Genomic DNA, 12891 nt, shown 5'->3' with positions numbered 1-12891 from the left:
AGGAGTGAGCCTGCTCGCGATTGCATCACCGCGATGCGCCAGACATACCGCGGCGCCAGCATCGCGAGCAGGCTCACTCCTACAGAAGCTGTGCTTCAGCAGGGACTCTGTGTCGATTGATGTTGTGATTTATTGCGTGACTACCACCAAATCAGAGCGAGATTGGATGTGAGCAAGAGAGCCTATAACTTCTGTGCCGGTCCTGCGGCACTTCCCGAAGCTGTCCTGCAGCGCGCCCAGGGTGAACTCCTTGATTGGCACGGCAAGGGCCTGTCGGTCATGGAAATGAGCCATCGCAGTGATGAGTTCGTGTCCATCGCCACCAAGGCCGAGCAGGATCTGCGTGATCTGCTGAATATCCCCTCGAACTATAAAGTGCTGTTTCTGCAAGGTGGCGCCAGCCAGCAATTTGCTCAGATCCCTCTGAACCTGTTGCCGGAAGGTGGCACGGCCGACTATATCGACACCGGTATCTGGTCGCAGAAAGCCATTGAAGAAGCCTCGCGCTACGGCCACGTCAACGTTGCTGCTACCGCCAAGCCTTACGACTATTTCGCGATTCCCGGTCAGAACGAATGGAACCTGTCGAAAGACGCCGCCTACGTTCACTACGCGCCGAACGAAACCATTGGCGGTCTGGAATTCAATTGGGTCCCGGAAACCGGTGACGTTCCGCTGGTCGCCGACATGTCCTCGGACATCCTCTCGCGTCCGATCGATGTTTCGCGCTTCGGCATGATCTACGCCGGCGCACAGAAAAACATCGGCCCGAGCGGCATCGTCGTCAACATCGTTCGCGAAGACCTGTTGGGTCACGCCCGTTCCCTGTGCCCGACCATGCTCAACTACAAGGTCGCGGCCGATAACGGCTCGATGTACAACACTCCGCCAACCCTGGCCTGGTATCTGTCGGGTCTGGTCTTCGAGTGGCTGAAAGAGCAGGGTGGTGTCGAAGCCATTGGCAAGCTCAACGAAGTGAAACAGCGCACGCTGTACGACTTCATTGACGCCAGCGGTTTGTACAGCAACCCGATCAACAAGTCGGATCGCTCGTGGATGAACGTGCCGTTCCGTCTGGCTGACGATCGTCTCGACAAGCCATTCCTGGTCGGTGCCGAAGAGCGTGGCCTGCTGAACCTCAAGGGTCACCGTTCCGTGGGCGGCATGCGTGCCTCCATCTATAACGCCGTCGACATCGTTGCGGTCAACGCACTGGTTTCGTACATGGCAGAGTTCGAGAAGGAACACGGCTAATGTCTGAGCAAGAACTCAAGGCACTGCGCGTTCGCATTGATGCTCTGGACACCAAAGTCCTGGAGCTGATCAGTGAGCGCGCACGCTGCGCCCAGGAAGTTGCGCGAGTAAAGATGGCCTCGCTGGCCGAAGGCGAAGTGCCGGTGTTCTATCGTCCTGAGCGTGAAGCTCAGGTGCTCAAGCGCGTGATGGAGCGCAACCAGGGGCCGCTGGGCAACGAAGAGATGGCGCGCTTGTTCCGCGAAATCATGTCCTCGTGCCTGGCCCTGGAACAGCCGCTGAAAGTGGCTTACCTCGGCCCTGAAGGCACCTTCACCCAAGCCGCCGCCATGAAGCACTTCGGTCACGCCGTGATCAGCAAGCCGATGGCGGCGATCGACGAAGTGTTCCGCGAAGTGGCAGCCGGTGCGGTGAATTTTGGCGTGGTCCCGGTGGAAAACTCCACCGAAGGCGCGGTCAACCACACCCTCGACAGCTTCCTCGAACACGACATGGTCATCTGTGGCGAAGTCGAGTTGCGGATTCACCACCATTTGCTGGTCGGTGAAAACACCAAGACCGACAGCATCAGCCGCATTTACTCCCACGCCCAGTCCCTGGCCCAGTGCCGCAAGTGGCTGGACGCGCACTACCCAAATGTCGAGCGCGTGGCGGTTTCGAGCAACGCCGAAGCGGCCAAACGGGTCAAGGGTGAGTGGAACTCGGCGGCAATTGCCGGCGACATGGCGGCAAGCTTGTACGGGCTGACCCGGCTGGCCGAGAAAATCGAGGATCGCCCGGACAACTCCACGCGCTTCCTGATGATCGGCAGCCAGGAAGTGCCGCCGACCGGCGACGACAAGACGTCGATCATCGTCTCCATGAGCAACAAGCCCGGTGCGCTCCACGAGTTGCTGGTGCCGTTCCACGACAATGGCATCGACCTGACGCGAATCGAGACGCGTCCTTCGCGCAGCGGTAAATGGACCTACGTGTTCTTCATCGACTTCGTCGGCCACCACCGTGATCCGTTGATCAAAGGTGTATTGGAAAAGATCAGCCAGGAAGCAGTAGCACTCAAAGTGCTGGGTTCGTACCCGAAAGCAGTTCTCTAAGGGGTAGCAAATGAGTGGTGACTTCCTCGCTCTGGCACAGCCGGGCGTGCAACAACTTTCGCCGTATGTTCCGGGCAAGCCCGTGGACGAACTGGCGCGCGAGCTGAACATCGATCCAGCCAAAATCATCAAGCTGGCCAGCAATGAAAACCCGTTGGGCGCCAGTCCAAAGGCGCTGGCGGCCATTCGTGAAGAACTGGCCGAGCTGACCCGCTATCCGGACGGCAACGGTTTTGCGCTCAAGACCCTGCTGGCCGATCAGTGCCGCGTCGAGCTGAATCAGGTGACGCTGGGCAATGGGTCCAACGACATTCTTGAGCTGGTTGCGCGCGCTTATCTGGCGCCCGGCCTGAACGCGGTATTCAGCGAGCATGCGTTTGCGGTCTATCCGATCGTCACGCAAGCCGTCGGCGCTACGGCCAAAGTGATCCCGGCCAAAGACTGGGGTCATGATCTGTTGGCCATGCTGGCGGCGATCGATGCCGATACCCGCGTGGTGTTCATCGCCAATCCGAACAACCCGACCGGGACCTGGTTCGGTGCCGAAGCGCTGGACGAGTTCCTGCAGGATGTACCGGAACATGTGCTGGTAGTGCTGGACGAGGCCTACATCGAATACGCCGAAGGTGGCGACTTGCCGGATGGCCTGGACTTCCTGGCGGCGTATCCGAACCTGCTGGTCTCGCGCACGTTCTCCAAGGCTTATGGCCTGGCGGCACTGCGGGTCGGTTATGGCTTGTCCACCGCCGTGGTCGCCGATGTGCTGAACCGCGTGCGTCAGCCGTTCAACGTGAACAGCCTGGCCTTGGCCGCTGCATGCGCTGCGCTGCAAGACTCCGATTACCTGGCAGAAAGCCGTCGCCTGAACGAATCCGGCATGCAGCAACTGGAAGCGGGTTTGCGCGAACTGGGGCTGAGCTGGATTCCGTCCAAGGGCAACTTCATCTGCGTCGATATGGGGCAGGTGGCTGCGCCGATCTTCCAGGGGTTGCTGCGCGAAGGCGTGATCGTGCGTCCGGTGGCCAACTACGGCATGCCGAACCACCTGCGTATCACCATCGGTTTGCCGGCTGAAAACAGCCGCTTCCTAGAGGCGCTGACCAAGGTTCTGGCTCGTGGTTGATGTCACTGCACTGCAATCTGCTGAACCTATGATCGGTCGCCTGGTGGTGGTCGGTCTGGGGTTGATCGGCGGTTCGTTTGCCAAGGGGCTGCGTGAAAGTGGCCTGTGCCGCGAAGTGGTCGGGGTCGATCTCGACCCGCAATCGCGCAAGCTGGCGGTTGAGCTGGGCGTGGTGGATCGTTGCGAAGAAGACCTGGCGGTTGCTTGCCAGGGTGCGGACGTGATTCAGCTCGCTGTGCCGATCCTCGCCATGGAAAAAATGCTGGGCCGATTGGCCTGCATGGACCTGGGGCAAGCGATTCTGACCGACGTCGGCAGCGCCAAAGGCAATGTGGTGCGTGCCGCGACCGAAGCGTTTGGCGGCATGCCGGCGCGTTTCGTACCGGGTCATCCGATTGCCGGTTCCGAGCAGAGCGGGGTGGAAGCCTCCAATGCCGAGCTGTTTCGTCGCCATAAAGTGATTTTGACACCGCTGGATCAGACTGATCCGGCAGCCCTGGCAGTGGTCGACCGCTTGTGGCGCGAATTGGGCGCCGATGTTGAACACATGCAGGTCGAGCGTCATGACGAAGTGTTGGCGGCGACCAGCCATTTGCCGCACTTGTTGGCGTTCGGTCTGGTCGATTCGTTGGCCAAGCGCAATGAAAACCTTGAGATCTTCCGTTACGCTGCCGGCGGTTTCCGCGATTTCACAAGAATCGCGGGTAGCGACCCGGTCATGTGGCACGACATCTTCCTCGCCAACCGCGAAGCTGTCCTGCGCACACTCGATACATTTCGCAGCGACCTCGACGCCTTGCGCGACGCGGTCGATGCAGGGGATGGGCACCAATTGTTGGGCGTGTTCACACGCGCCCGGGTTGCCCGCGAACATTTCAGTAAAATCCTGGCCCGCCGGGCTTATGTGGACGCTATGAACTCCAACGACCTGATTTTCCTGGCACAACCTGGTGGCCGCCTGACTGGGCGGATTCGTGTACCGGGCGATAAATCGATTTCCCACCGTTCGATCATGCTCGGCTCCCTGGCCGAAGGCGTCACTGAAGTGGAAGGTTTCCTCGAGGGCGAAGACGCTCTGGCAACCTTGCAAGCCTTCCGTGACATGGGCGTGGTGATCGAAGGTCCGCACCACGGTCGCGTGACCATTCACGGCGTCGGCCTGCATGGCTTGAAGCCTGCGCCGGGCCCGATCTATCTGGGCAACTCCGGCACCTCGATGCGTCTGCTGTCGGGCCTGCTGGCTGCGCAGGACTTCGACAGCACGTTGACCGGCGATGCTTCGCTGTCCAAGCGCCCGATGAATCGCGTGGCCAATCCGCTGCGTGAAATGGGCGCCGTGATCGAGACCGCCGCCGAAGGTCGTCCACCGATGACCATTCGTGGCGGCAATAAGCTAAAAGGCCTGACTTACACCATGCCGATGGCCAGTGCCCAGGTTAAATCCTGCCTGCTACTGGCCGGCCTGTACGCCGAAGGCAAGACCACCGTCACCGAGCCGGCTCCGACTCGCGATCACACCGAACGCATGTTGCAAGGCTTCGGCTACCCGGTCAGTGTCAACGGTGCTACCGCTTCGGTCGAATCCGGCCACAAGCTGACGGCTACCCACATTGAAGTACCGGGCGATATCTCTTCGTCGGCGTTCTTCCTGGTGGCCGCGTCGATCGCCGAAGGTTCGGAACTGGTGCTTGAGCACGTCGGCATCAACCCGACCCGTACCGGCGTGATCGACATCCTGCGTCTGATGGGCGCTGATATCACCCTGGAAAACCAGCGTGAAGTCGGCGGCGAGCCGGTAGCGGACCTGCGCGTACGTGCAGCTAAACTCAAAGGTATCGAGATTCCCGAAGCGCTGGTTCCGCTGGCCATCGACGAATTCCCGGTGCTGTTCGTGGCCGCGGCCTGTGCCGAAGGGCGTACTGTCCTGCGTGGCGCTGAAGAGCTGCGAGTCAAGGAGTCGGACCGGATTCAGGTCATGGCCGACGGCCTGCTCGCACTGGGCGTCAAATGTGAACCGACCCCGGACGGCATCATCATCGACGGCGGCCTGATCGGCGGCGGCGAAGTGCATGGTCACGGCGATCACCGGATTGCCATGGCCTTCAGCGTGGCTTCGCTGCGCGCCACTGCACCGATTCGCATCCATGACTGTGCCAACGTCGCAACCTCGTTCCCGAACTTCCTCGCGCTGTGCGCGCAGGTCGGCATCCGTGTTGCACAAGAGGCTCAGTCGTGAATATCAAGCCACCGGTCATCACCATCGACGGGCCTAGCGGCTCGGGCAAGGGCACTATTGCCGGGATTCTGGCCAAGCGCCTGGGCTGGTGCCTGCTGGATTCCGGTGCGCTGTACCGTCTGCTGGCGTTCGCTGCGCGAAACCATGGCGTTGACCTGACCAATGAAGAGTCGCTCAAGCTGCTGGCCGCTCATCTGGACGTGCAGTTCGTCGGGGCGACCGAAGGTCATCCGCAGCGCATTATCCTCGAAGGTGACGATGTCACTGATGACCTGCGTAACGAACAAGTAGGTGCGTGGGCCTCCCAAGTTGCGGCGTTGCCGGCCGTTCGCGATGCGCTGCTCCAGCGCCAGCGGGCGTTTCAGGAAGCGCCGGGTCTGGTAGCCGATGGTCGAGACATGGGTACGGTGGTTTTCCCGGACGCGCCGCTGAAGATATTCCTCACTGCCAGTGCCGAGGAGCGTGCGCGCCGTCGATACTTGCAGTTGAAGGGCAAAGTCGATGGTGTTAGTCTGTCGAGTCTGCTAGATGAGATACGTGTCCGCGATGAGCGTGACACCCAGCGAGCGGTAGCCCCGCTCAAGCCGGCGGCTGACGCCATACAGCTGGATTCCACGGAATTATCCATCGATCAGGTGCTGGAACGCATCATGAGTGAGATCGCACTCCGCGATATCGCCGGGTGACCAAGAGACTCTGCAGGGGACCAGTCATAGTCCTGCTTTGTTTCTTTAAATGAACGTAACCCACGTCGTCTGGGATGTGGAGATGGGCGTATTCTTCGCCCTTATCATCAGGAATTAAAATGAGCGAAAGCTTTGCGGAACTCTTTGAAGAAAGCCTAAAAACCCTGAACCTTCAGGCAGGCTCCATCATCACCGGTGTTATCGTTGATATCGATTACCAAGCTCGCTGGGTAACCGTTCACGCTGGCCTGAAGTCTGAAGCACTCATCCCGCTTGAGCAGTTCTACAACGATGCTGGCGAACTGACTATCAACGTCGGTGACGAAGTTCACGTTGCTCTGGACTCGGTTGAAGACGGCTTTGGTGAAACCAAGCTGTCCCGTGAAAAAGCCAAGCGCGCTGAATGCTGGATTGTTCTGGAAGCAGCCTTCGCAGCCGAAGAAGTGGTCAAGGGCGTTATCAACGGTAAGGTTAAAGGCGGCTTCACTGTCGACGTTAACGGCATCCGTGCGTTCCTGCCAGGTTCTCTGGTTGACGTCCGTCCTGTGCGCGACACCACGCACCTGGAAGGCAAAGAGCTGGAATTCAAGGTCATCAAACTCGACCAGAAACGCAACAACGTTGTCGTTTCCCGTCGTAGCGTCCTCGAAGCCGAGAACTCCGCTGAGCGTGAAGCTCTGCTGGAATCCCTGCAGGAAGGCCAACAAGTCAAAGGTATCGTCAAGAACCTCACCGATTACGGCGCATTCGTCGATCTGGGTGGCGTCGATGGCCTGCTGCACATTACCGACATGGCTTGGAAGCGTATCAAGCATCCTTCCGAAATCGTCAACGTTGGCGACGAGATTGATGTCAAGGTTCTGAAGTACGATCGCGAACGCAATCGTGTTTCCCTGGGCCTCAAGCAACTGGGCGAAGATCCATGGGTTGCTATCAAAGCCCGTTACCCAGAAAGCACTCGCGTTACCGCTCGTGTAACCAACCTGACCGACTACGGCTGCTTCGCTGAGCTGGAAGAAGGCGTTGAAGGCCTGGTACACGTTTCCGAAATGGACTGGACCAACAAGAACATCCACCCTTCGAAAGTCGTACAAGTTGGCGACGAAGTGGAAGTTATGGTTCTGGACATCGACGAAGAGCGTCGTCGTATCTCCCTCGGCATCAAGCAGTGCAAATCTAACCCATGGGAAGATTTCTCTGGTCAGTTCAACAAGGGCGATAAAATCTCCGGCACCATCAAGTCGATCACCGATTTCGGTATCTTCATTGGTCTGGACGGCGGCATCGACGGTCTGGTTCACCTGTCCGACATCTCCTGGAACGAAGTGGGCGAAGAAGCCGTTCGCCGCTTCAAGAAGGGCGACGAGCTGGACACCGTTATCCTGTCGGTTGACCCAGAGCGCGAGCGTATCTCCCTGGGTATCAAGCAACTGGAAAGCGATCCGTTCTCCGAGTACGTTCAAGAGAACGACAAAGGCGCAATCGTTAAAGGCATCGTGAAAGAAGTTGACGCTAAAGGCGCCATCATCACTCTGGCCGACGATATCGAAGCGACTCTGAAAGCCTCCGAAATCAGCCGTGACCGCGTTGAAGACGCGCGCAACGTTCTGAAAGAAGGCCAGGAAGTAGAAGCCAAGATCATCAGCGTTGACCGCAAGAGCCGTGTAATCCAGCTCTCCATCAAGTCGAAAGACGATGCTGAAGAGAAAGAAGCTATCCAAAGCCTGCGCGACAAGCCAGCTACGGAAGCTGCTGCTACTGGTGATACCACCATGGCTGCACTGCTGCGCGAAGCAATGGCCAAACAGAACTAAGTTCTGTCGGACCATAGGAAAAGGGCGACTTCGGTCGCCCTTTTTTGCGCCCGAGATTTGGTCAGTCTGCCAATGTATTCATGCCGGGGCGACGGCCCTTGAAACCAATGACCCTTCTGAGTTGTCTCTTTCTTTAATCGGATCAATCGCTTATTTGCAGCTGGTCTTTAGCTCAAGCGAACGAACGCCGGGCAGGGCGCCTGCCATAAGGATGTGAATGAACAAGCTCATTGTCGCAATGGCACTGTTGGCATTGGCGGGTTGTGGCACGAATGCCAAGACCCATGCGGTGCGTGGGGTCAGCGGGGTTGAAATAGATTGTTCGGGTTTGGGTTCCGGATGGGAGAAGTGTCGTAAACGCGCGGATAAAGAGTGTAAGGCGGCGGGCTACAAGGTAGTAGCGAGATCCGATGATGCCAAGGATGAGGATGAGTTCCCTTTTGGTTTTAATCCCGCAGGTTATCTGACACGCACCATGCTTGTTATCTGTCGATGAGGTCGATCGGTGTTGATATTTGCTGATATCGGGAGCGGCAATTCTGATAAAGATATGTGACGCTCCGGGCTGTTCAAATTCCTCCGGGCATGCTAAAACCTTTGAAGCGCTTTTCCTAGCTGCTTGAAAAAGAAGGGAAAAATATGACGAAGTCGGAGTTGATCGAACGAATTGTCACCCATCAGGGGCTGCTTTCATCCAAGGATGTGGAGCTGGCCATCAAGACCATGCTCGAGCAAATGTCCCAATGCCTGGCCACCGGTGATCGTATCGAGATCCGTGGTTTTGGCAGTTTCTCTCTGCACTACCGCGCTCCGCGCGTAGGGCGCAATCCGAAAACCGGTCAATCCGTTAGCCTTGACGGCAAGTTTGTGCCGCATTTCAAGCCGGGCAAGGAGTTGCGTGATCGGGTCAACGAGGAAGAGGAGGAAGGCTTTGACCTCCATAACTAAAGGGGCGACGCATGCGTAATCTCAAGCGTGTACTCCTCGGTATAGTTATCCTGTTGTTGGTTTTGGCAGTAGTGGCTTTTGTCCTTGAAAATCAACAGTCGGTTTCGCTGCTATTCCTTGGTTGGTCAGGTCCACAGTTGCCAGTGTCGCTGGTCATGGTTCTTGCGCTGCTGTTCGGCATGCTGATTGGGCCGGTTATAGGGTGGTTTCTCGGACGGGCGTCCAGAACCTCCCGCAAGCGTCTTGTCTGATTGCGAAAAGAATAAACATCTCGAATTTGCTTCACAGCTTGTCTGTATCCATTAGTAAAAGCGTCATTAAGCTGTAAAATGCTGCGCTTGTCCGATAATGGCACGTTCCTGCGTCGGGTCATACTGGTGTTGTCAGAAGCCTCAGCATAGACGGCTTTTGCATTCATGGATTAGACAGCGCTCGGTTTGGCGGCCCTGTCAGTTACTCAAAGGGTGTAGTTTTCGCGTGAAAATTCTAGTAACCGGCGGCGCCGGGTTCATCGGCTCGGCAGTCATCCGTCATATCATCTCCAACACTGCCGACTCCGTCGTTAACGTTGATAAGCTGACGTACGCCGGTAACCTTGAGTCATTGGCCGAAGTTAGTCAGAACTCACGCTATGTGTTCGAGCGCGTTGATATCTGCGACCGCGATGAAATCGACCGTGTCCTGCGTGAACACCAACCAGATGCCATCATGCACCTGGCCGCAGAATCCCACGTGGATCGCTCGATTTCCGGCCCATCTGAATTTATCCAGACGAACATCATCGGCACTTACACCCTGTTGGAAGCAGCACGCCACTATTGGGCTGCACTGGAGGATGGGCGCAAAGCCAACTTCCGCTTCCACCATATTTCGACTGATGAGGTCTATGGGGATCTTGAAGGTCCGGAAGACCTCTTCACCGAAACCACCCCATATCAGCCAAGCTCACCGTACTCGGCGAGCAAGGCCAGCTCCGATCACCTGGTTCGCTCCTGGAGCCGTACTTACGGCTTGCCGACCCTGGTCACCAACTGTTCGAACAACTACGGCCCGTGCCACTTCCCTGAGAAACTGATTCCGCTGATCATTCTCAATGCACTGGAAGGGAAGCCGCTGCCGGTCTACGGCAAAGGCAACCAGGTTCGCGATTGGCTTTATGTTGAAGACCACGCCCGTGCTTTGTACAAAGTTGTGACCGAAGGTGTTATCGGCGAGACGTACAACATCGGTGGCCATAACGAAAAGCAAAACATCGAAGTGGTGCATACCCTGTGCGCACTGCTCGACGAACTGCGTCCAGATTCTGCTCACCGTCCGCATGCAAGCTTGATCACCTACGTTCAGGATCGCCCGGGCCATGATCAGCGCTACGCGATCGACGCCAGCAAAATTCAGCGTGAACTGGATTGGACGCCGGAAGAAACCTTTGAAACCGGCATCCGCAAGACTGTCGAGTGGTACCTCAACAACACTGAATGGGTAGCTCACGTGAAGAGCGGTAGCTATCAGCAGTGGATCGATCAGAACTACGCAGATCGTTCGAACAACGTATGAAAATCCTCCTGCTGGGAAAAAACGGGCAAGTGGGCTGGGAACTGCAACGTTCACTCGCGCCGCTTGGCGAGTTGATCGCGTTGGATCGTCATCCGGTTGATGGCTTGTGCGGCGACCTGTCTGATCTAGGTGCATTGCGCGCGACGATTCGAACGGTCAGGCCCGACATTATCGTCAACGCTGCTGCCTATACCGCAGTTGACAAGGCTGAGTCAGAAGCTGAGCTGGCTGAATGCGTGAACGGTCATGCGTGCCATGTGATGGCTGAAGAAGCTAAGTCTATTGGTGCCTGGCTGATCCACTATTCGACCGATTACGTCTTCAGTGGTCGCGGTTCGGAACCCTGGAAGGAGACCGATGCGGTTGCGCCCTTGAGCCGCTATGGCATCAGTAAAGTGGCTGGTGAAAGCGCGATTCTCTTGTCTGGTTGCAAGCATCTTATTTTTCGCACAAGTTGGGCTTATTGTGCTCGTGGCAACAACTTCGCGAAGACCATGCTGCGCCTGGCCAAGGAGCGACAAACCTTGGACGTCATCGCCGACCAGATAGGGGCTCCAACCGGCGCTGACCTCATTGCTGATGTCACTGCGTTGGCGATTCAGCAGGTGTTGCAGCGGCCGGAACTGGCGGGTCTTTATCATTTGACGGCGAGCGGCGAAGTGTCCTGGCACGGTTATGCCACCTATGTAGTAGGTTTCGCTCAAGCCAATGGCGTGCAGCTCGCGGTTACGGCGATTAATCCTATAGAAACGAGCGCTTATCCATCACCGGCACGTCGTCCTCTGAATTCGCGACTGTGTACTCAGAAACTGCGTGAGAATTTTTGTCTACACTTGCCGGATTGGCAAATTGGTGTAACCCGAATGCTTAGAGAAGTTTTGAATAAATGACGACGGTAAATCGTAAGGGCATCATCCTCGCTGGCGGCTCAGGTACTCGTTTGCATCCGTTGACTCTTGGCGTGTCCAAGCAGATGCTGCCGATTTACGACAAGCCGATGATCTTTTATCCGTTGTCAGTGCTGATGCTGGCGGGCATGCGGGAGATTCTGATCATATCCACGCCTGACGACTTGCCAAACTTTCGTAAACTGCTGGGGGATGGCAGCCTGTATGGCATCAAGCTGTCCTACGCTGAACAGCCAAGCCCGGATGGCCTGGCACAGGCTTTCATAATCGGTGAAGAGTTCATTGGTGACGATCCGTGCTGCCTGATTCTGGGCGACAACATCTTCTATGGTCAGTACTTCACGGACCACTTGCGTTCCGCCAATAGTCAAAAACAAGGTGCGACCGTATTTGGCTATCACGTTTCAGATCCAGAGCGTTTTGGTGTTATTGAGTTTGACGAAACCGGTCGGGCGCTGAGCATCGAAGAAAAACCGCTGAAACCCAAGTCCAATTATGCGGTGACCGGTTTGTACTTCTATGACAACCAGGTTGTCGAGATCGCCAAGAGCATCAAGCCGTCCGAGCGCGGTGAGCTGGAAATCACCGACGTAAACCGTATTTACCTTGAGCAGAACGCCCTTAAAGTCGAAATGCTTCGACGCGGATTCGCTTGGCTGGATACAGGGACTCACGACTCGCTGCTTGAGGCTAGTCATTTCGTGCATACCATCGAGAAGCGCCAAGGCTTGAAGGTGGCCTGCCTGGAAGAGATTGCGTACAACAGCGGGTGGATCTCCGCAGCTGAACTGTCCGCACAGGCTCGGCGCCTAGGGAAGACTGGTTATGGTCAATACCTGGCGAAACTTTTGGATGCCCATGGCCACTGAGATTTATTCGATGCTGGAGGCTGATGTTATTTTGATGGCGGGCACTTGTTTGTTTTCAAAAGATTTTTTATCTCCGGTCGGCGCATGAGTTATTAATTCGCGGTACTACCTTGTAGAATGACCGACATAATTATCTGATCCCGATAAGCATTGCATCTCAATCTCAATTGACTCGCTTTTCCTTTCAAAGGAAGGCTCCATTTGTCGAGATTTCCTCCTTTAAAGGCGCTATCAGGCAGGAAAGTCCGATAAGTGGTAGAGGGCGTCAATTCGGGAGGCGCCAGGCACAAAAGCCGATGGGTTTGGATCGAAGTCGAGCTGTCACCCTTGCAATCGCTTCGAGCAAAGAATTTGCATCGATTACGATGCAGGAATGACCGGAAACATAACTGAGCCCCACTTTCT

12 protein-coding genes are annotated in these 12891 nt (G+C 56.6%); all 12 read left to right on the top strand.

Features of this window, described 5'->3' with window-relative positions; translation table 11 throughout:
- Window positions 1-168: 168 nt before the first annotated feature.
- The gene (serC, locus tag ACYZTY_RS19740) at window positions 169-1254 is read left to right on the top strand and encodes a 3-phosphoserine/phosphohydroxythreonine transaminase (RefSeq protein ID WP_461955116.1); all 1086 of its coding nucleotides are present in this window, start codon (window positions 169-171) and stop codon (window positions 1252-1254) included.
- A complete protein-coding gene (pheA, locus tag ACYZTY_RS19735) occupies window positions 1254-2348 on the top strand; it encodes a prephenate dehydratase (RefSeq protein ID WP_162436108.1) in 1095 nt (364 codons plus the stop codon). The genes serC and pheA overlap by 1 nt, the downstream gene beginning before the upstream one ends.
- 10 nt (window positions 2349-2358) lie before the next feature.
- Window positions 2359-3471 carry a histidinol-phosphate transaminase gene (hisC, locus tag ACYZTY_RS19730; RefSeq protein WP_461955115.1) on the top strand — a complete coding sequence of 371 codons (1113 nt, stop codon included), beginning with the start codon at window positions 2359-2361 and terminating at the stop codon, window positions 3469-3471.
- Between the two features lie 28 nt (window positions 3472-3499).
- Window positions 3500-5707, top strand: a complete 2208-nt coding sequence (locus tag ACYZTY_RS19725; RefSeq protein ID WP_461959363.1) for a bifunctional prephenate dehydrogenase/3-phosphoshikimate 1-carboxyvinyltransferase — start codon at window positions 3500-3502, stop codon at window positions 5705-5707.
- Window positions 5704-6393 carry a (d)CMP kinase gene (gene cmk / locus ACYZTY_RS19720; protein WP_262169323.1) on the top strand — a complete coding sequence of 230 codons (690 nt, stop codon included), beginning with the start codon at window positions 5704-5706 and terminating at the stop codon, window positions 6391-6393. The genes ACYZTY_RS19725 and cmk overlap by 4 nt, the downstream gene beginning before the upstream one ends.
- A gap of 119 nt (window positions 6394-6512) precedes the next feature.
- A complete protein-coding gene (gene rpsA, locus ACYZTY_RS19715) occupies window positions 6513-8207 on the top strand; it encodes a 30S ribosomal protein S1 (protein WP_461955114.1) in 1695 nt (564 codons plus the stop codon).
- A 217-nt stretch (window positions 8208-8424) separates the two neighbouring features.
- Complete coding sequence (locus ACYZTY_RS19710) at window positions 8425-8703, top strand: hypothetical protein (RefSeq protein ID WP_461955113.1); 279 nt, start codon at window positions 8425-8427, stop codon at window positions 8701-8703.
- A gap of 143 nt (window positions 8704-8846) precedes the next feature.
- The gene (gene ihfB / locus ACYZTY_RS19705; RefSeq protein ID WP_054051920.1) at window positions 8847-9155 is read left to right on the top strand and encodes an integration host factor subunit beta; all 309 of its coding nucleotides are present in this window, start codon (window positions 8847-8849) and stop codon (window positions 9153-9155) included.
- Window positions 9156-9166: 11 nt separating this feature from the next.
- Window positions 9167-9406 carry a LapA family protein gene (locus tag ACYZTY_RS19700; protein WP_461955112.1) on the top strand — a complete coding sequence of 80 codons (240 nt, stop codon included), beginning with the start codon at window positions 9167-9169 and terminating at the stop codon, window positions 9404-9406.
- 226 nt (window positions 9407-9632) lie between these two features.
- On the top strand, window positions 9633-10709 hold the full coding sequence (gene rfbB, locus ACYZTY_RS19695) for a dTDP-glucose 4,6-dehydratase (RefSeq protein WP_461955111.1): 1077 nt from the start codon (window positions 9633-9635) through the stop codon (window positions 10707-10709).
- Window positions 10706-11599, top strand: a complete 894-nt coding sequence (rfbD, locus tag ACYZTY_RS19690; RefSeq protein WP_461955110.1) for a dTDP-4-dehydrorhamnose reductase — start codon at window positions 10706-10708, stop codon at window positions 11597-11599. Before rfbB ends, rfbD begins: the two co-directional genes overlap by 4 nt.
- On the top strand, window positions 11596-12486 hold the full coding sequence (gene rfbA / locus ACYZTY_RS19685; protein ID WP_461955109.1) for a glucose-1-phosphate thymidylyltransferase RfbA: 891 nt from the start codon (window positions 11596-11598) through the stop codon (window positions 12484-12486). Before rfbD ends, rfbA begins: the two co-directional genes overlap by 4 nt.
- The last annotated feature ends 405 nt before the right edge of the window (window positions 12487-12891 follow it).

This window comes from Pseudomonas sp. LB1P83 (genome assembly GCF_054897885.1).
This window is presented reverse-complemented; position numbering and strand designations above follow the sequence as displayed.